Annotated in this window: 14 protein-coding genes and 5 pseudogenes; 10 read left to right on the forward strand and 9 right to left on the reverse strand. The window is 62.7% G+C overall.

Going from position 1 to position 17,848, the window contains the following annotated elements; all coding sequences use genetic code 11:
* Positions 1 to 234: 234 nt before the first annotated feature.
* Positions 235 to 567 (forward strand): annotated as a pseudogene (locus tag BST44_RS26870) (transposase); the annotation flags it as partial.
* 190 nt (positions 568 to 757) lie between these two features.
* Here BST44_RS26870 and BST44_RS26875 read toward each other — a convergent pair.
* Positions 758 to 1,465, reverse strand: coding sequence for an enoyl-CoA hydratase/isomerase family protein (locus BST44_RS26875; RefSeq protein WP_047324124.1), 708 nt, complete (start codon positions 1,463 to 1,465; stop codon positions 758 to 760).
* A 49-nt stretch (positions 1,466 to 1,514) separates the two neighbouring features.
* The gene (locus BST44_RS26880; protein WP_083179903.1) at positions 1,515 to 2,717 is read right to left on the reverse strand and encodes a cytochrome P450; all 1,203 of its coding nucleotides are present in this window, start codon (positions 2,715 to 2,717) and stop codon (positions 1,515 to 1,517) included.
* Between the two features lie 247 nt (positions 2,718 to 2,964).
* On the opposite strand from BST44_RS26880, the pseudogene BST44_RS31160 reads away from it, so the two are divergent.
* The 3 genes and pseudogenes from BST44_RS31160 to BST44_RS26885 form a co-directional block, all read left to right on the forward strand.
* A pseudogene (locus BST44_RS31160) lies at positions 2,965 to 3,045 on the forward strand (Zn-ribbon domain-containing OB-fold protein); the annotation flags it as partial.
* A 96-nt stretch (positions 3,046 to 3,141) separates the two neighbouring features.
* A complete protein-coding gene (locus BST44_RS31165; protein WP_232527343.1) occupies positions 3,142 to 3,342 on the forward strand; it encodes a Zn-ribbon domain-containing OB-fold protein in 201 nt (66 codons plus the stop codon).
* Positions 3,339 to 4,523 carry a thiolase family protein gene (locus tag BST44_RS26885; protein WP_047324125.1) on the forward strand — a complete coding sequence of 395 codons (1,185 nt, stop codon included), beginning with the start codon at positions 3,339 to 3,341 and terminating at the stop codon, positions 4,521 to 4,523. The genes BST44_RS31165 and BST44_RS26885 overlap by 4 nt, the downstream gene beginning before the upstream one ends.
* Here BST44_RS26885 and BST44_RS26890 read toward each other — a convergent pair.
* Both BST44_RS26890 and BST44_RS26895 read right to left on the reverse strand, forming a co-directional pair.
* Positions 4,491 to 5,102, reverse strand: a complete 612-nt coding sequence (locus BST44_RS26890) for a TetR/AcrR family transcriptional regulator (protein ID WP_083179904.1) — start codon at positions 5,100 to 5,102, stop codon at positions 4,491 to 4,493. The two genes, BST44_RS26885 and BST44_RS26890, sit on opposite strands and share 33 nt — an antisense overlap.
* A gap of 419 nt (positions 5,103 to 5,521) precedes the next feature.
* On the reverse strand, positions 5,522 to 6,727 hold the full coding sequence (locus tag BST44_RS26895; RefSeq protein WP_047324126.1) for a cytochrome P450: 1,206 nt from the start codon (positions 6,725 to 6,727) through the stop codon (positions 5,522 to 5,524).
* Positions 6,728 to 6,929: 202 nt separating this feature from the next.
* On the opposite strand from BST44_RS26895, the gene BST44_RS26900 reads away from it, so the two are divergent.
* The gene (locus BST44_RS26900) at positions 6,930 to 7,304 is read left to right on the forward strand and encodes a limonene-1,2-epoxide hydrolase family protein (RefSeq protein ID WP_047324127.1); all 375 of its coding nucleotides are present in this window, start codon (positions 6,930 to 6,932) and stop codon (positions 7,302 to 7,304) included.
* A gap of 3 nt (positions 7,305 to 7,307) precedes the next feature.
* Here the strand turns inward: BST44_RS26900 and BST44_RS26905 are convergent, their stop codons facing one another.
* Positions 7,308 to 10,391: an MMPL/RND family transporter gene (locus BST44_RS26905; RefSeq protein ID WP_082147679.1), complete on the reverse strand. Its 3,084-nt coding sequence runs from the start codon at positions 10,389 to 10,391 to the stop codon at positions 7,308 to 7,310.
* 359 nt (positions 10,392 to 10,750) lie between these two features.
* On the opposite strand from BST44_RS26905, the gene BST44_RS26910 reads away from it, so the two are divergent.
* The gene (locus BST44_RS26910) at positions 10,751 to 11,449 is read left to right on the forward strand and encodes a TetR/AcrR family transcriptional regulator (RefSeq protein ID WP_052955364.1); all 699 of its coding nucleotides are present in this window, start codon (positions 10,751 to 10,753) and stop codon (positions 11,447 to 11,449) included.
* 342 nt (positions 11,450 to 11,791) lie between these two features.
* Here the strand turns inward: BST44_RS26910 and BST44_RS31170 are convergent.
* Together BST44_RS31170 and BST44_RS26920 are read right to left on the reverse strand one after the other, a co-directional pair.
* A pseudogene (locus tag BST44_RS31170) lies at positions 11,792 to 12,172 on the reverse strand (transposase); the annotation flags it as partial.
* A pseudogene (locus tag BST44_RS26920) lies at positions 12,173 to 12,728 on the reverse strand (transposase); the annotation flags it as partial.
* 138 nt (positions 12,729 to 12,866) lie between these two features.
* Here BST44_RS26920 and BST44_RS26925 point away from each other — a divergent pair.
* Both BST44_RS26925 and BST44_RS26930 read left to right on the forward strand, forming a co-directional pair.
* Complete coding sequence (locus tag BST44_RS26925) at positions 12,867 to 13,472, forward strand: TetR/AcrR family transcriptional regulator (protein ID WP_082147681.1); 606 nt, start codon at positions 12,867 to 12,869, stop codon at positions 13,470 to 13,472.
* Between the two features lie 268 nt (positions 13,473 to 13,740).
* Complete coding sequence (locus BST44_RS26930; RefSeq protein ID WP_047324130.1) at positions 13,741 to 13,923, forward strand: hypothetical protein; 183 nt, start codon at positions 13,741 to 13,743, stop codon at positions 13,921 to 13,923.
* A 15-nt stretch (positions 13,924 to 13,938) separates the two neighbouring features.
* On the opposite strand, the pseudogene BST44_RS31175 reads toward BST44_RS26930, so the two are convergent.
* Positions 13,939 to 14,270: pseudogene (locus BST44_RS31175) on the reverse strand (IS481 family transposase); the annotation flags it as partial.
* Positions 14,271 to 14,828: 558 nt separating this feature from the next.
* Positions 14,829 to 15,155, reverse strand: a complete 327-nt coding sequence (locus tag BST44_RS30550; protein ID WP_047324131.1) for a hypothetical protein — start codon at positions 15,153 to 15,155, stop codon at positions 14,829 to 14,831.
* Positions 15,156 to 16,215: 1,060 nt separating this feature from the next.
* Between BST44_RS30550 and BST44_RS26950 the strand changes: the two genes are divergently transcribed.
* Both BST44_RS26950 and BST44_RS26955 read left to right on the forward strand, forming a co-directional pair.
* Positions 16,216 to 16,515, forward strand: coding sequence for an anti-sigma factor antagonist (locus BST44_RS26950; RefSeq protein WP_231614276.1), 300 nt, complete (start codon positions 16,216 to 16,218; stop codon positions 16,513 to 16,515).
* Positions 16,516 to 16,574: 59 nt separating this feature from the next.
* Positions 16,575 to 17,522 (forward strand): esterase family protein, encoded by a 948-nt coding sequence (locus BST44_RS26955; protein WP_047324133.1) that lies wholly within the window; start codon positions 16,575 to 16,577, stop codon positions 17,520 to 17,522.
* Positions 17,523 to 17,848 lie beyond the last annotated feature (326 nt).

Below are 17,848 nucleotides of genomic sequence, written 5' to 3' on the forward strand. Positions count from 1 at the left end.
TATTCTTCAGCAGCCAGCCGCGCGAACTGCGGAAACACCGGGACACTACCGCGACTCAGGCCGCGAGCCCAAGAGAACCGTCCTCACTCGGCCCTGGGCTACCAAACGCCGGCCCAGTACGCTGCGTCGTGCAGGTGCACCCACACCCCGGTGGCCTGCGTGATCAACTGAATCCGGAACGAAACAACCCGACTCTAGATCGGGGTGGACTCAGTAACGGGGACTCGCCACGCCGACCTGGACTGCCACGTCGTTCTCGACAACGCCTCCACGCATAAGACCCCAGCGGTAAAGCGTTGGCTGACAGCACATCCCCGCTTCGTGTTGCACTTCACTCCCACCAGCTCAAGCTGGCTCAACCTCGTGGAACGCTGGTTCGCCGAACTGACCACCAAAAAACTACGCCGCGGCACCCACACCTCGGTCCGTCAACTCAACGCCGACATCCGCGCCTGGATCCAAACCTGGAACAACAATCCACGCCCCTACGTCTGGACCAAGACCGCCGATCAAATCCTGGCCAGCATCGCAAACTACTGCACCCAAATTAATGACTCAGGACACTAGACCTCGCAGTCCTATGCCGGCGGGTCGCAACACTTAACCCTGTGACCCGGCAGGGCCAGATGATGCCCCGGGGCAATTGGATTGATCCCGCGGCGCCGCGGTAACCGTCTTGGCCACTGCGAGAAATTGTTTCGCGCAATAGTTGTGCGCTCGTCCTGCCTTCCACATCCTGCTGCCTCCCGACGCTTCGTCAAGGACGCCGGAGTGCTTGCATTTCCGTGAGCTCACGGCTGATCGCGTCGAGCGCCGCGTTGCGCCGCCCGCTGGTCATGAGTCGTTTAGTAGCTGCCACGGCATTCGGATCGTGCGTGCTAATTAATGTTGCCGCGGACGAAACCTGTTCGACGAGTTCGGCATCGGGAACCACTCGCCAGGCCAGACCAGTTCGGAAGGCGGCCGCTGCGTCGATCCATTCGCTGGAAAGCATCGCCCACATTGCATCCGCCCATCGCATTCTCGTGGACAGAAGTGCTGAACTGCCTGCCTCTGGCGCGATGCCCAACGCGGTGAACGGAAATCTCAGCCGGGCGGTTTCGGCGAGGAGCACCAGGTCGCAGTACAGCAGCAGCGTGCAGCCGAACCCCACCGCGACCCCGTTGACGGCGCCGAGCAAGGGTTTTTCGAATCCGCCGAGGACGTCGAGAAGTAGGAGGAATTCGTCACCGGCGTGCTGTCGCACGGTATCTGGCGCCGCGGCGTCGAGCAGTGATCGATCGGCGCCAGCAGAGAAAGCTCGTCCACGGCCGGTCAGCACCACGGCCCGTGCCGCGTCATCACGGGCGAGGCGCTGCAGCGTGACCCGCAGCTCCTGATAACCGGCGGCGGTGAACGCGTTAAGACGTTCTGGACGATCGAATGTCAGCCAGGCCACTGCGCCGTCGCGCCGCTCGTGAAGCATGTAAGCCACCCGGACGCCTAGGCGCCGGTCGGTGCGGCGAGCTTGCCCATTATTCGGCTCCGGTGTGCATGACCATCGGGAATGTCTGCGCGGCGCGAACGCCTGGGGTGAAGTCGAGTTCGACTCCGGGTTTGATGTGGTATTCGGGGATACGTTCGTGCCAGACGCGCAAGGCGGTTCGCAGCTCGACGCGAGCGAGGTGAGAGCCCAGGCAGCGGTGTACCCCGCCGCCGAAACCCAAGTGCCGGTTCAGTTTGCGGTCGAATCGCACGGATTCCGGGTCGATGATAGACGTTTCGTCGGTGTTGGCCGAACCGAGCATGACCAGCACCTGTTCGCCGGCGTGGATGGGGCATCCACCGAGTTCCGTGTCGTGCGTGGCCTCACGTGCGACGGCCATGACGGGTGTTTCCCACCGCAGAAGTTCCTCGACGATGAAGGGAATGTTTTTCGGGTCGTCGGCGATCGCCTGGCGAATTTGTGGATGCTGTGCGAGGTAGCTGAAAAAGCAGTCTAGCGACGCCGACACGGTGTCGAGCCCGGCGATGAGAAACAGGAAGCAGATGTCGAGGATTTCGTTACTGCTGAGTCGATCTCCGTCGATTTCTGCTTCAAGGAACCAGCTCAGCAGATCGTCGTGGTGCTCGCGCTTGCGCTGCTCCATCGTGGCGGCGAAGTAGGCGTAGATCGACTGCGCCGTGGCCGCCTGATAGGCGTCAGTATCGGGGTGGCCCAACGGCTTTCCGGCCAACTCGTGTGGCCTGATGATCCCATCTTTCATCAGAAGCAGCGTGGGCAGCTCGTCAAGCGGCAGGCCCAGCATGGTCAAAAAGACCTGGGTGGGGAAAGGGACGGAGAACTCCTCGACGAAGTCGATCTCGTCTCGGCCGATGAAGCCGTCGATGAGTTGGTTGACCAGTGCCGAGATCGACACCTCAAGTGCTTTCATCCGTTTTGGCGCGAACAGCGGGTCGAGGATCTTGCGAAACTTTCCGTGCTCTGGCGGATCGATCTGAAGGGGGATGAGCGGTCGGTCGTTTTTCAGCACGCCTGAAGTCAGCGCCGAGGAGTACAGGTGCGGGTTGTGCAACACCTCGTCCACGAGTTCCCAGGTGCTGACCAGCACTCCGATACCGTCCACGCGCATCACCGGAGCAGAGTCGCGCAACATCTTGTATGTCGGCTGAGGATGCCGGGTCAGCTCGGGAGCCGCGAGTAGGCCCAGCCCCGACACGTCGTCTTCCTGCGTCATCCAGCTCCCTTATCGTCCAGTGCCGCTGGGCAATACCTAACGGCAGTTGGTAGTTGCCTAAGGCGGCCTGCGTCAGCTCACAGTCCGTGTTTCCGCGCCGCCGACCGCACAAGCCTGGTCGACAGATTCGACGATCCAACCACCGCGTTGTTTACAAATGCTATTTTTATAGTCTCTCGAGCACAAGTGCACAGTCAACACCGACAGGATGGAGACCATGCTCCGACCACCCCGCGTGTTGCCTTCCATGGACGACCCCAGCGCGTTCTTTTGGAGATCCGGCGCCGACGGCCGTCTGCGCTTCCTGCGCTGTTCGGCGTGTTGGTATTTCATCCATCCGCCTGCGCCGTACTGCCCGCGGTGCGGCGGCCGAGATACCGCACCGGCCGCCGTCTCTGGGAGGGGAAAGCTGTACTCGTACACCGTGAACCATCAGCCGTGGGACAGCACTAGCGAGGTGTACATCATCGGTGTGGTCGCGATGGATGAGCAGCCCGACCTTCGGTTGCTGACCAATCTGGTCGACGTCGCCGCCGACGACGCCCGCGTCGGCATGCCGGTGGAGGTGGTCTTCGAGGATCACCCACCGGTGCATCTTCCGATGTTTCGCCCGGCGACATCATGACCGAAGCCGAACGCCGAGCGGTCATTTCGGGCATCGGGCAATCCCAGGTGGGCCGGCGGCTGGGGCGCGACGGTCTGGACCTGACCATCGATGCCGCCCTTGCAGCAATTGCGGACGCGCGGCTGACCGTCGACGATATTGACGGGCTGGCCACCTATCCGGGAGGCGTCCACGGATACCCCGGGTTCTCGGGTCCCGGTTCACCCCAGGTGCAGGATGCGCTGCGGTTGTCGCTCAACTGGCACAGCGGCGCCGCCGAGGGACCCGGGCAGTTGCAGGCGGTCATCAGCGCGGTGATGGCGGTGTCGATGGGCCTGGCCCGTCATATCCTGGTGTATCGCACCGTTACCGAATCGACCGCACAGGGCAGCGGGCATCGCCCGGGCATCGGCGTCGGCGGCAGCGAAGTGGGCGGCCCGCTGCAGTGGCTGATCCCTTTTCGAGCGTATTCGGCGGCGAATTGGCTCGCGCTCTACGCACAGCGGCACTTTCATGAGTTCGGAACGACTCACGAGCAGATGGCGCAGATCGCGTTGAATGGGCGCCGCAATGCCGCGCGTAATCCGAAGGCGGTGTTCCGCGATCCGTTGACGCTCGAGGACTATCTGGCATCGAGGATGGTGTCGTCCCCGTTTCGGCTCTATGACTGCGATGTTCCCGTCGACGGATCCACCGCGCTTGTGGTGTCTGTCGTCGAACACGCGTCGGCCGTCGACCACCCGGTTGCGCGCGTCGAAGCTGTGGGGACCGCGCTGCGGGGACGACCGTCGTGGGAGCAGTGGGAGGACTTGACCACCATGCCGGCGCGCACTTCCGCCGAACACATGTGGTCGCGCACCGATTTGCGACCCGCCGATGTCGACGTCGCGCAGCTCTACGACGGATTCAGTTGGTTGACGATGTCGTGGTTGGAGGCCCTCGGGTTCTGCGGTCACGGCGAAAGCGGCCCGTTCATCCAGGACGGCACGCGCATCGCGCTCGATGGCGAACTGCCGTTGAACACCAACGGCGGGCAGCTATCGGGAGGCCGCCTGCACGGCTACGGCTATCTACATGAGGCGGTGCTGCAGCTGCGCGGGGAAGCCGGGACACGGCAGGTCGCGGGCGGGCCTGAAGTAGCGGTGGTGTCTAACGGTGGGGGACCGATTTCAGGCTGTGTGCTGCTGACGCGGCTTGCGTGACCGCTGACTCCGATTACCGGTGCCCGCCGCAGCTTCGGTGATGCTCAATGCGGGCCAGATGAACCGTATCGCTTGTGCCCGTGCGGCTTTACGGTTGTGGGGGTGCCCGTGCGGGGAGGTCGCTGCGCTGCTGACGATGGCGAAAATGCTCACGGCGTCCGGTTCCGGCTTCGGTGAGCGCAGCACCCCGGCGCGGTGGCCGGCGCGCAGCACCCCGACAAGCGGCTGGGAAAGCAACCAGCGCATCTCCATGATCTCGGCCACCTGAGTGGCGCTGTGAACCTCCGACGTGGTGAAAAGCGCTGTGCGCGAGGCTTTCCTGGGTTCGAAGAATTGGCCCAGCAGCCCGTCGAGCCAGGCCTCGAGCGCCGCCACAGGATCAGGGGCCGCTGCGATCGCGCGCTCCAACGCCCGCCGCGCCGACTCGCCGTCCCGCTGGATGATCGCGGCCAGCAATGCGTGCTTGGACTGAAAGTGGCGGTAGAAACTGGTGGTCGACAGTTCGGCCTCGGCCAAGACATCAGCGACGGACATGCCGGCGAAGCCGTTGCGCGCCATCACCCGCACTGCGGCGTCCATCAGCAAGCGACACTCGGTGTCGTCGTCGAAGTGGCGTGGACGCCCAAGCTTCTCGGACTCTCGTGCCGGTGACTTGCTCACCGCACTTCCTCCCTCGATCTGTTCTCGCGCCGTCCATCGTGCTGGTCTCGGTCTATCGTCCCTCAACCACTGACGTGTGGTTAGGACGCTACCGGACCATAGATTCAGAAGCGTTGAGATCAGGCCCTGCCAGGTTTTGCGCACCGCCGGTGCAACGAGATCCGACTGCCGATACACGTAGCCGTCCGCGGATCCTGCGTGGCGGTGCTCGCCATCCGCGGGGTACTGCGCTCGGTCAAGCCCTGGGGACGGATGCTGGGGCCGGTCGCCGTGCAACGGAAGAAGTCGTCACCGTGGACCTGCGGGTGCCGGCTTGCTGTGACCAACCAGAGGCGCGGTCACGGCGACGTGAAGGTGACGTGCAGAGCATCCGGTCCGCGCAGCGTGGTGCCGACTTGGCTGGTGACGGTTGACGAACGGGCGTTCGCGGGATCCAATGCGAGATGGGGCAAACGCCGCGTCAGCAACGTCACTGCGGCAACGAGTTCGGCGTTGGCCAGCCAATTGCCGATACAGCTGTGCGGGCCCTGCCCGAATGACACCGTCGGCATGACGTTTCGGGTGATATCGAATTCGTCGGGCCGGTCGTAGACAGCCGGGTCTCGATGCGCCGCATTGATCGCGAAGATCATCGGCGTTAACGCTGGGATCTCGATCCCGTGCCACGTGGTCGCCTCGGGACATGCCCGGGGGAGCATTCCGACCGCGGGCTCCCAGCGCAATCCTTCCCAGACCGCCGGTTGGGTGTGCCTTTCGAGATCGGATCGCAGTAGGTCGAGCTGCTCGGGGTGGTTGAGCAGCGCGGACAAGATATTGCCCAGGGCGAGCATGGTGGTATCGGCTCCCAGGGGGAACAACATCCGCAAGAACGTAAGAATCTCTTCGTCGGTCAGGGTTTGGCCGTCGTCGGTGCTGGCCGTGACCAGCATCGAGATCATGTCATCGCTCGGCTCGCGCCGGCGCTCGGCGATCAACGGGGCCACATATTCGGTGAACTCCCGGGCCGACCGGGTGGCCCAGTCGGGATCGAACGGATAGTGGATCATCGCTTGCGCCCAGCGATGAATTTTGGCTTCGTCGTCTACGGGAATGCCGAGCAGGCGGCTGATGATCAGCAGTGAATATCGGTGGGTGAAGTCAGCGACCAGGTCGACCCTTCCTCGGTCGATGAATCGGTCGATCAACTCATTGATGACCGGTTCGATCACCGGCTGTATGTACCCCTGGACACGATTACGCCGCAACGGCGCGGAGACCATCATCCGGTTGGCGCGGTGTTCTGCGCCGGACATGCTTAAGACCGTTCTGCCGAATACCGGTTCGGTGGTCATTGCATAGACAGGTGCAGCGGGAAACGCGGCCTCGTCCCTGAAGGCAGCCCGGACCAGCTCGTCGGTCAACAGCAAAACCGCCGGCACTCCGGCAAACCGGACGATCGCGTAGGGCTTGCGTTCCCGCAGCCGCGCGAGCACGGCGTGCAGGTCGGGCTGATCATCGAATGCGAAATCGATGTTATCGATGTCTAACGTTTGCGCCGACGGCATGAGTCCACCATAAGCTATGCAACATCCAACGCACAATGTCGTACGTTGCCCACTGCGTCTTGCTCCGATGCCCGACCGTCCGTCAGCGCCGCCCGACCGGCGAGGAAAGAGGCGCCTGTCGTCTGGTGCTTATCCGGCCGAAATCATCAAATAAGCCGCGGCGCAGCTTGATTTACGTTGCCTCAACGGGTTTCATCGAGCTATGACATCATCAGCCGACGACCTGGTCACTGAATTCTGCAACCTCTGGGCAACGCCCGACGCGGAGCAGTTGGCCGGCTATTTCACCGAAGACGCGGTATACCACAACATTCCGATGCAGCCGCTACACGGGCGCACTGCGATCAAGGAGTTCATCGAGGGGTTCACCGCCGCAGTCGACGGCATCGACTTCCGAATTCATCGGCAGCTCAGCAACGGCGAGCTAGTGATGAACGAACGTACGGATGTGCTGCGACGCAAGGACGGCGGTGAAATACATCTTCCGGTCGCGGGAGTCTTCGAGATCCGGGACGGACGGATCGCGGCATGGCGGGATTACTTCGACATGGCCGCGATCACCAGCGGCTTCAGCTGATACTCAGGCGAAGTTTCTTCCCGCCGGGCGAAAGCGGCGCAATCCCAACCGGATAGCTTTCCATCGACCGGTTGCCCTTCGCCGCGACGTCTGCGGGCCGTACCCAGGCCACCAGCTCGCCTCGCGGAGCAACGTGGCGATGGCGGGCACCATGAGAGTCCGGACGACGAACGTATCCAAGAGCAATCCGCATCCGATGATGAAACCCATCTGAACCATCGTCGCAATGGAGCCGACCATCAACCCGAACATGCTCGCCGAAAAGATCAAGCCTGCGGAGGTTATCACCGAGCCGGTGCTGGCCACAGTCCGCAGCACTCCGACCCGAATGTTGTTGGCCGACTCTTCGCGGAGCCGCGAGATGAGCAGCATGTTGTAGTCGGCGCCCACTGCGACGAGGATGATGAACGACAACAGCGGCACCGGCCAGGTGATGTCATGGTGCAGGCCGTACCGGAATATCGCAACGCCCAGGCCCATTGCGGCGGCGTAATTGAGCACAACGGTGACGAGCAGATACAGCGGCGCCAGGATCGCCCGAAGAAGCACAACCAGTATCAATCCCACGATGATCAAGGTGGCGATCGCGAGCCGGACGAAGTCGTCGATGAGTAAGTGCTGGATGTCGGCATTGACCGCGGGAAAACCGACCATCGAAACCTTGGCACCGGCCAGCGACGTGTTCGGCGTCGCCGCGGCCGCGACGTCAGCAACCTTATGAACGAGCGCCATCGCCTCAGCGGAGTAGGGATCATACTGCGACTTGATTTCGAACCGAACGGTCTCGCCGTCCCTTGATACAAACTGGCGAGCAACGTCACCAAATCGCTTGTCCAACAGCGTATTCGGCGGCATATAAAAGCCGGCGGATGAATTCGCTCCCTCGGAGCCGCGGGCCGATTCCTGCAGCTGTGCCGCTATCTGACTCATACCGGTGACTAGCTGGATGTTGCTGTCGGCCAGCGTGTGAACCCCGACAGCCAACGCCCGCGCACCCGAGGCGAGTCGTCCGATGCCGCTTTGCAGCAGCCGGATCTGGCCCGCAAGACCGGCATTTGGGCCCCCGGCGCCTTTCATGCTGCGGCCAAGGGTCTCCGTCGCAGCTTGTATCTGCGCTATCGTCGGCTCGACGGGCATGTCGCCCGTCTGGGTGCTCAGCTGATCACCCAGGTCGGCGATCTGATCGAAGAAGCCACCGTTGCGCAGCGAAACGAGCGTCTGAACGTGTGCACGTAACGTGACGCACTGCGGAGTCTCGGCGCACCATGGTGCGCTGTCCAGCGTCGCGGCCAAAGGTTCGATCGCCGCGATGGTTTCGGCTGCCCGCAACGCCAACGGCCGTAAACTCGCGCGGTCCTGAACAAGGCGATCAATGTTGGGCCCCATCGCGTTCAGCTGGGTGAGCAGAGCGCGATAGCTCTCGATCTGACCACCGGCCCGTTGCACCTGGTCGAGCAGACCCGTCATCGGGCCGAGAGCTGATTGGATGCTGGTATCGAGCTGGGTCAGTCCGTCGGCCAACCGGTCCGCCCCGTCGGTGAGTTGCTTCAGCTGACCTTTGCGGCCCTCAGCGTCGACCGCGGCATCGGTGAGCTTCTCGCCAATTTGGCCATTCTGCCAAGCTAATTCCGCTTGCTCGAGACGTCTGCCGGTTGGCCGGGTAACGCCGACTACCTCCGTGACGCCCGAGATCTGCGAGACACGCGAGGCCATCTCTTCCAGATCGGCGAGACCAGTGCCGGTACGCATATCTTTCGGGGACTCCACAAGTAAAAACTCGGTCATCGTTGTGTCCCTGGGGAAATGCCTGTCCAGCAACCGATAACCTTTGTTGCTGGCGGTGTCGGCCGGTTGCGCCTTGCGGTCGTCATAACTGATCCGCATGGTGAGACAAATCGAGCCCAGCGCCACCAAAATCAGCAAACTGATCGCTAACAATGGCACCGGTCTGCGTACCACAGTCACGGCGATGCGGTTCCAGTAAGCTCGCGTCCGATCCGCGCGGGGTTCGCCAACGCCGCGTTTAGCGGCCAATACCAGCACCGGCGGCAGCAACGTCACCGAGGCGACAAAGCCGACCAGCACGGCAATGGCGCACGCAGGCCCCGATGTGGCGAAGATGTTCAATTTTGCGAATGCCATGGCCACCATGGCCAACGCGACCGTCGCGGCCGAGGCGAGGATCACCCGGCCGATCGTTGCGGTGGCGAGCACGACTGCGAGGTCCACCGCGACGCTTTGTCGTCGTTGCTCGTGATACCGGCTGATCAGAAAGACCGAGTAATCGGTACCGGCACCCAAAAGGATGACGGTCATGAATGCGATCGTGAACTGCGACACCGGCATTCCGATTTCACCGAGGCCCGCCAGAATGCCTCGTCCGACCGCCAAACTCAGACCAATGACAAGTAGCGGAAGCAGTGCGGTGAACACCGAGCGATAAACCAGTAACAGGATCGCGGCGATCAGACCGGCGGTGGCCAGCGAGATAATCAACAGATCGCTGTTGGCGGCGACGATCTGATCGCTCATCGTGGCGGGTGGACCGGTAACTTCGGCGACGGTTCCGGTGCCACGGAAGGCTTCAGTCGCGATATCGCGAACCGACTGCACCGATTCGGCCGCCCGGGGGCTGCCCAGAGTGCCTGCGACCCCGACCGGCAGGTACCAGGCTTTACCGTCATCGCTTGTCGCCTGCCGCGCAGTCGCTGGATCGGCCAGCAGGTCCCGGACCAGTTCCACTTGGCCGGAGTCCGCACGCAACCTCTCAACCATCGCCGAATAGCGCTGTCGCACTGGCGGAGTCAGGCCACCGGAGTTTTCCATCGCGACGACCACCGTCGTCGTCGAGCCAACCTCGCCGAAAGCTCTCCCCATCCGGTCCAGCGACTGAAACGAGGCGACATCCCGAGGAACCGGATCCACCGATTGCTGCCTGACGACGGACTCCAACTGCGGAAACGCCAACGCCAACACAATCGCAAGACCCAGCCACGCGCCGATCACCACGGCCTTATGCGTCAGTGCGAACCGAGCAACCCCAGCCAGGACCGCACTGTGGTGCTCGGCGTCAGTGGATCGCGTCATGGTCGTTCACCATGTCCGGCACGAGCGCCGGATAAAGCCTCTGGCCGGGCCGGCCCGAAATCTTTGGCAGCCACCCAGCCCCTGAAGCAGCGTCGACGGTCCCGCTGCGCGGCGGTCAGCATCACGTACGCAACATACAACATAATTCGCTGTGTGTCGCATACCGGCGATGTCCACGCGGCGGCGCTGCGCGCAATCCTCGCCGGATTAAGCGATCAAACCCGTCGACGACGCGGTGTTCGCTACCGTTAATGCGGGGACACCGGTCCGACTGAGGAGATCCGAAGCCAGATGCCAAACGATGCCCAGCGCCGGCGCTGGAAATACTTGCGCGGCACACCATACGTCCAGGCCGAATTGTGACGCCGAGCCGACTCCGAGTCGTTAAAGGCGGCACGCGCGCCGGCACTTGGGGCGATCGCCCGCCGACTGACGACGACGAGGCTCGCAGCCGCCTGCTCGATGCGGCCGAGGCCTGCTATGAGCGTCACGGCGTCAGCCGCACCACGGTCGACGACATCGCCAGGGAAGCGTCAGTGCATCGTACGACCGTGTACCGCTACTTCGGCTCACGTGACGACGTGCTGGCGTTCGTGATACTGCGCGATTCGGCCGGCGTGATCCAGGGCGCCGAGCGGTCGATGAACGGCAATGGCCCATTCGGCAAGCGGCTACTTGATGCGCTCGACGGTGCGATCGCAGCGGTGGAGAAATCACGCTGGCTGCGTGTGTTGTTTTCGCCGGAAAGCCTCACCATGACAGTGGCCGCCGCGGCATCCACCGCCTTCCGTGACCGCATCCGCGAGGCGCTGCGACCATACGTCGACGCGGCGAAGGCAAACGGCGAACTGCGAGAGCAACTCGACCCCGACGCAGTCGCCGACTGGCTGGTGCGGGTTGCGCAGATGTTGCTGATGGATCATCTCGCCGGAAGCCAGCACCATACCCGCATGGACAGGCGCGCGACGCTGCGCAACTTCGTCATCCCGGGCATCCTCAGCCCCACCGCCGCCGACGCCGCGACAGTACCGACACCAACGAAGAGCGCGAAGCGATAGTTGACCATTCGACACGGACGCCGTAGGCCCCAAGCGATCGCTCCAGCGGGATTCCCAAGCGTCCCGGGACAACCGTCGGTTCTAGGATCCGCAACGAAGATCAGAAAACCCGTCCGCCACCCGTTGGCGGCCGTTGCTCACGACGGTGGTGTCAGGCTGATATGCGCGGGTTGGGTACCGCAGGACGATGATTTGGATGTGAACGGTACTGCTGTCTACAGGCGGCCGTCATAGGCAGTCGTCATTCGAATCGCCTTGTGGCTCATAGGTTCTTTGCAGGTTTGCTCACGCACCGCGCCAACGCCGGGCTACCAGGGCCAGTCAAGTATTTGATGTGGCGACTTATCGCATGGTGGCCAGCGACCAGCACCAGTCGGCAAATTCGCGGTCGATCGCGACGTTGGCCACTAGTGGGTTCATGCCGCGTTCGGTGAACTGCGCCACCGCGTGTTGAGGCGTCGGTTACCGGCGTGGCCGCGAGCCCGCAGGGCCGGATCGACCTTGGCGCCCAGCTGGCCCGCAGGGTGGGCCCGGAGGTGCTGCAGGACTTGCGGTGATGCCAGGCCGATTCGATCAGTAGCCGTCGGACATGCGTGCTGCCCGCTTTGGTGATGACCCCTGGGCACGCGAGCTGCCCGATGACTACTCGCAGGGCACCAGTAGGACGTAGGCGCCGATCGAGGACCCGGTGAACCGCGACCAGTCACCGATCTCAACTGTCAACATCTTTAACGACCCGTACAGTGACTCGGACTTACGCCAGCCGTGCTGGTGGGGCTCGTAATAGCCAGCCAGGATCTCGATGATCGTGGCATCCCACAGGGCTTGTTTCGAAGGCGCTCGCGTGGCCCAAGCGTGAAACGTTCGCGGAGCGATCGGCACGCTGTGCTCAGAGAGCACGAGACAGATCGGAGCAACCCCGAACCGGTCCCGATGGACGGCGATGAACTCGCAGACCGAACCGGTCAGCGGCGGTTGCGCGGGTCGCTCTCCCGCACGAAGAAAGATGTGCAGCCTTGAATATTTCGGCGGTCTGCTCGAGCTCGACGTTACGACGTCGCAAGGCCCGGATCTCTCTCGCTGCCTCGGTGGTCACCCCGGCACGATCACCGCGGCCGACCTAATGCTGAGCGATCCAACTGCGCAACGTCTCAGCGGTCATCCCCAACCGCTTGGATACCGCGGTGATCGCCGCCCACTCACTCGGATAGTCATCACGATGCTCCAGCGCCAGACGGACGGCCTTGGCCCGCGTCTCCGGGTCGTATTTGCTCGCTATGAAATGCACCTTCCCAAGAAGGAGATTGCGCAGCAAACAAGGGGTCACTCCTTCCATCAGCAGCCCAGACTGTCAACAACCTCATTCAGGTTTAGAACTAGAAGGTACGGTACTGGACTGTACTACTACGACGGTTCTATCGTGGGCGCTGTGTCCCGGATCGCCGATGGTCCCGCGGACTCCTCACGGTGGTCGCCGCGGGAGGCCGAGTTGCTTGCGGCGACGATGGGCCTGCTACAGCAGCACGGGTATGACCGGTTGACGGTGGACGCGGTGGCGGCCACCGCCCGCGCCAGCAAAGCGACGGTGTACCGGCGATGGCCGTCGAAAGCCGAATTGGTGCTGACCGCATTCACCGAGGAGACCCGCCAGGTGGTGGTCCCGCCCGATACCGGCACACTGCGGGGAGATTTGCTGGCACTTGGGGAGTTGGTGAGCCAACACACCCGCCAGCACGCCAGCACCATCCGCGCGGTGCTTGTCGAGGTGTCGCGTAACGCCGCGTTCAACGAGGCGATACGGCATCAGTTCCTCGAACAGTGGAAAGCCTTGATCCAGCACATCCTGAAGCAGGCCGTCGACCGCGGTGATATGGCCGGCGCGGCCATTAACGACGAACTTTGGGACCTACTGCCCGGCTACCTAATGTTCCGGTCCATCATCCCTAGCCGACCCCCCACCGGTCGCACCGTGCAACTCCTCGTTGACTTCATCATTCCCAGCCTCACCCGACCCACTGGGTAAGGCGGTTCAGCCCCCTGATTGCCTTCGGCGACGCCTCGCAGGCGTGAAAATGTGGTCGGGGTGCCCACCCGACGCCGTTTCACTCTGGTTTGTGAGCCTGTGGTTTAGCCTGGCGCCGGGCCCGGCCTCGCGCGTCACGTCCTGTTGCTTCGAGCAGCCGGTCAGAATTTTGGTTCCTCGACCGAGGTCCCAGGAAACCTCCAATGAAATATCGGTGGGGAGAGGACCAGCGAAGTGAAATTCGAGCAGGCTGGTCAACATCCGCGACGTGAAGAACGACAAGTTGGACGCGGTGTGGCTGGCCACGTTCAGCGAGAAGGCCACGCTGCGGCCATCGTTCGTGCCGCCCGCGCCGGTGCGGCGGCTGCACGATTACACCCAGCTGCGGGCCGACTTGACCGGTGTTCAGAGGCGGTTGATTCTTGACGTTTCTGTGTCGTTCGATCCTTGACACTCTGTTTGTTGGTTAGGCTGGTGCACTGGTGCGCAGGGTCCGCTTGTATCGTATCTCGCCGTGGCTGATACGCGCCGCGGTTTTGACCAGATCCTTGCCAATCCAAAACCGCAGCAGATCACCATCAACGTGGACATCGCAGCGGGCTCGAGCATAGTGGCGTCCGACGCTAACTTGTTGCCAGGACACGCACACGATGTCGTTGGCGCACACCGGCCGGCTGACCAACCGTCCCCGGTGCTCTCGTCGCCACCCCGTGGCGCTGACACCGTTGCCGGCGAGGTTGGGGCTGCTGGAGTGAACCGTAGCGCCGGTGTGGCCATGTCCAGTGACTGATGCGGCCGGGGCCGTCGCAGCCGTCCGTGAGCAAACTTGAGGTCAGCGAACATGCGGCCAAAACGCCGGTCAAGGCGGTGTCAGGCAAAGACAGCCACGGCTACGTAGCGAGAGCGATGTAGGTTATCAACGAATCCATGACTGCTCAGCTCAGGGAATGGCTGCCAAGTCCTCGGTGCCGGCCGGCAGACACGAGGCCACTGTTGAGGAAGGCAGTTCTCGCGCCTCTCCTGTGGGAGGAGGTTCAGTCGCCAAAACGCAAATTCGTGCGGACATAGAACAACGAATAGGCGCCGTACACCGAGACGAAATATCAGGTGTGCTCGCCGAATCGCTGTCCGAGGGCGTGGTTCTGCAGTCGGCACTGGGACCTGCCTCGGATCGGGGTTATGGATTTGAAACATGTTGTCCACCAAACTGATCGACGTTCCCAGTTCACGTCTATCCTGTTCAGCGAGCGGCTTGCCGAGGCAGGCATCCAGCCATCGTTCAACATTTTGTGCAGGCCGGTTTGCACCGCGTTGCGGACGCCAGTCCAATCGCGATCGGATAGATACGGGCGAAGGCTATGTTGCAGAACCCGCGAGCACGAACGGCCAGGCGATGGCGGCGAACAGCAAAAGCCAAGCGATCGCGGCGAACACAATGCCACCGGTGGTGGTGGGAGATTCCGAGACCTCCAGCAACATGCCTCTGCTCGGCGAGCAACAGGAGTTGCTTCGATAGATTTGCTGCTTGTTGGCCTCGACACGGGCCAGCCGTTCGATGTCCTCCTCGAGTAGCACCGGATTGGGGGCTGGCGCCCAGTTGTTGATGGTTGTCGGCGACCCGAACTCCGGTGGAGTGCACTTCGCCGGGGCTACCACGGCGGGTCGGTCATCGAGCAGGGTCATGGGACTACTCCTTCGCGGCGCCTTCACGTTTCTGGGCCAGTCAAGGAGCTTCCCCTGGGGATTGGAACCAAACCTGGTTGCCCGTTATAAGTTTTCGGCGCAGGCTAGGGCCGGGTCGTTGCTGTCTTCGACGGTGACCTACTGCTGCGCCTATTTCGATGAGAACCCAGACGGGCAGCATTTGACCCAGGCGCTGGAACAAGCCCAATAAGCCAAGCGCAAGCTCTCGTCGGCAGGCTCTTTTCCGGATGTTGGCGTCAGCGAAACGCTGAGGTCTTCGCTGTAGGCGTCGAGTGTGATCGCGTGTTAGTCGGATAAGACCCCAGGGGGTAAGGAGTAGGTCAGTCGCGGCCGAAATGCGTGTTTGAAGTGGGGATGGCGGGCATTTCCTAGGACCGTCAATTGTGGACGAACGGTGAAGGTGGCGAGACGATGAATCCGATCACGCGCGTCAAAGCTGCTGCAATTCTGGCCGCATCGGTGCTGTTGCCTCTGAACCCCGGGCGGTCCACCCGTGCTGCGAGTAAACACCACCTCGACATCAGCACACCCCGCTGCCGCGGCCGGGCCACCAATGATCACACCCGCCGGCACTGCAGCACGACAAACGTTGCGACACAACACTACCGGGCTATCCGACCTGCATTCACGCGGCCAAAACCCCTTAAGCAATCACCTAAACACCGAAGTCACCCAAACGCGCGCCCGCGGTGGTGCCACCATCTCCAAAGGCCCGCGCCCTCGGCTCACTTGCCGTGTCGCCTCCACGGCTATCTGGGGAACATTTTCTGTTCCGAATTAGTGCCGTCGCCATGATGACACGACGGCACTAGTTCTGCTCTAATGGTCAGATCAGGTCTGTCTTCAGACTGCAGGGCGGCCCGTCATTCATCACGGCGCTGGGGGGCACCGCGCGAGGAAAAGAGCGCGCTATGAGCCCTGTCTTTCACATGTCGCATCCGTCAGTCGCGCAGGACGCCGAGCCGCATCGGAGGCTGGCGCATGAGCGCGCGCCACTACGGATCACCAGCGAGCGCAACGGCTCGGCGGTCATCATTCAGTGGGCGGCGAGGTCGACGCCGGCACCGAGGACATCTGGGACAATCTGATGAACAAGATCGGTCCGACCGCCATCGCGCCGGGACCGTTCGTGGTCGACGTTTGCAACCTGCGTTTCCTATCGTGTGGCGCACTTTCCTTGCTAGGCCAACAGGCACGACGTTGTCGACGCCGCGGGATCACCACCTGTCTGGTCAGCAACCAGCCGATCGTGGCGCGAATCGTGGCGGCCGGCGGTCTGCGTCCGCTGCTATCGAACTATCCGACCGTTGAATCGGCACTATCGGCTGCGGCCGCTTGAGCCATCTGACCGGTGCGAAAGGCTGACGGGCCAAACGCCCGCCCGACGAAAGGGTAACCATGGGTACCGACCTACAGCGTGGATGGCGACCAACGAGCGTGGCGACCGCAGCTGCTGTGCTGGCGGCAGTGATCGGGTCCATCGGCACTGCGCTGCCGGCTCGGGCGGCTGGACCCGAATTCCTGCAGGTGCCCTCGCCATCGATGGGCCACAACATCACCGTGGAATTTCAAAGCGGTGGAGCGCCGGCGGTGTATTTGCTCGACGGTTTGCGTGCCCGTGACGACCGCAGCGGCTGGGACATCGAAACCAACGCATTCAACGACTACGCCGGTTCGGGCATATCGGTGGTCGCGCCGGTCGGCGGGCGCTCGAGCTTCTACGCCGATTGGTACGGCTCGGCAAATGGCCAAACCTACAAGTGGGAAACGTTTTTGACCAGCGAGCTGCCTGCATACCTTTCAAGCAGAGGTGTTCGGTCCAGCCGCAATGCCGTGGTGGGGGTATCTATGTCGGGCTCCTCGGCGCTGATCTTGGCGGCCTATCACCCAGGGCAGTTCGCCTACGCCGGCGCGCTGTCGGCCTTGCTGAATCCCTCCCAGGGCAGCGGTCCGACCTACATCGGTTTCGCTATGAACGACGAGGGCGGCTTCAACCCCCAGGACATGTGGGGGCCGACCGGTGGCCCCGGCTGGCAGCGCAACGACCCCACCGTGCAGGCCGGGCGCCTGGCCGGCAACAACACCCGATCGTGGATCTACAGCGGCAACGGGACACCGTCGGAATCCATCGGCCAGGGAAGCCTGCCCGGCCAGGTGATCGAAGAGGTTATTTTGCAAAGCAACATCGCTTTCCAGAACGCCTACACCGGGGCCGGCGGTCATAACGCCACGTTCAACATCGACCACAACGGCGTACACAGCTGGGGTTACTGGGGTGCGCAGTTGTCGGCGATGAAACCCGACATGCAAGCCACCCTCGGCGCCCGTGCAGGATCAGCGACGTGATACCTCCACCAGCTCACGCCGGATACATCCAGGATGAAATATCCTGACGCACCCCATTATTGGGGTTCGCTCGAACCGTTACGGTCACGCATCGGCTGCATTTTCGCCTCGACGCTACGTGGCAGATGCACGTTCTGCCGCGTCGCGGCAAGAAAGCCATGACCAAGCTGATCGAATCGGTCCGCCGCGAGGTGCCCGCCGGTACCGGAAGAGGGCTAGATCACGTTAGTTCAGGTGAAAACAGTGATATTAACCAACAGTCGACGGGTTCCTGAGCCACCGAGTGGTGTGCGCCAGCCCGTCGAGTGCCTGGACCAGCTGTTGTG

Origin of the sequence: Mycobacterium scrofulaceum (genome assembly GCF_002086735.1) — a bacterium.
Classification (GTDB): Bacteria; Actinomycetota; Actinomycetes; order Mycobacteriales; family Mycobacteriaceae; genus Mycobacterium; species Mycobacterium scrofulaceum.

Coding starts and splice junctions, on each gene's coding strand:
- BST44_RS26885 (WP_047324125.1), top strand. CDS start 3,339: ATGACCGAAGCCGAACGCCGAGCGGTCATTTCGGGCATCGGGCAATCC.
- BST44_RS26880 (WP_083179903.1), bottom strand. CDS start 2,717: ATGACGCAGGAAGACGACGTGTCGGGGCTGGGCCTACTCGCGGCTCCC.
- BST44_RS30550 (WP_047324131.1), bottom strand. CDS start 15,155: ATGACCCTGCTCGATGACCGACCCGCCGTGGTAGCCCCGGCGAAGTGC.
- BST44_RS26900 (WP_047324127.1), top strand. CDS start 6,930: ATGACATCATCAGCCGACGACCTGGTCACTGAATTCTGCAACCTCTGG.
- BST44_RS26905 (WP_082147679.1), bottom strand. CDS start 10,391: ATGACGCGATCCACTGACGCCGAGCACCACAGTGCGGTCCTGGCTGGG.
- BST44_RS26895 (WP_047324126.1), bottom strand. CDS start 6,727: ATGCCGTCGGCGCAAACGTTAGACATCGATAACATCGATTTCGCATTC.
- BST44_RS26890 (WP_083179904.1), bottom strand. CDS start 5,102: ATGGACGCCGCAGTGCGGGTGATGGCGCGCAACGGCTTCGCCGGCATG.
- BST44_RS26875 (WP_047324124.1), bottom strand. CDS start 1,465: ATGCTTCACGAGCGGCGCGACGGCGCAGTGGCCTGGCTGACATTCGAT.
- BST44_RS26955 (WP_047324133.1), top strand. CDS start 16,575: ATGGGTACCGACCTACAGCGTGGATGGCGACCAACGAGCGTGGCGACC.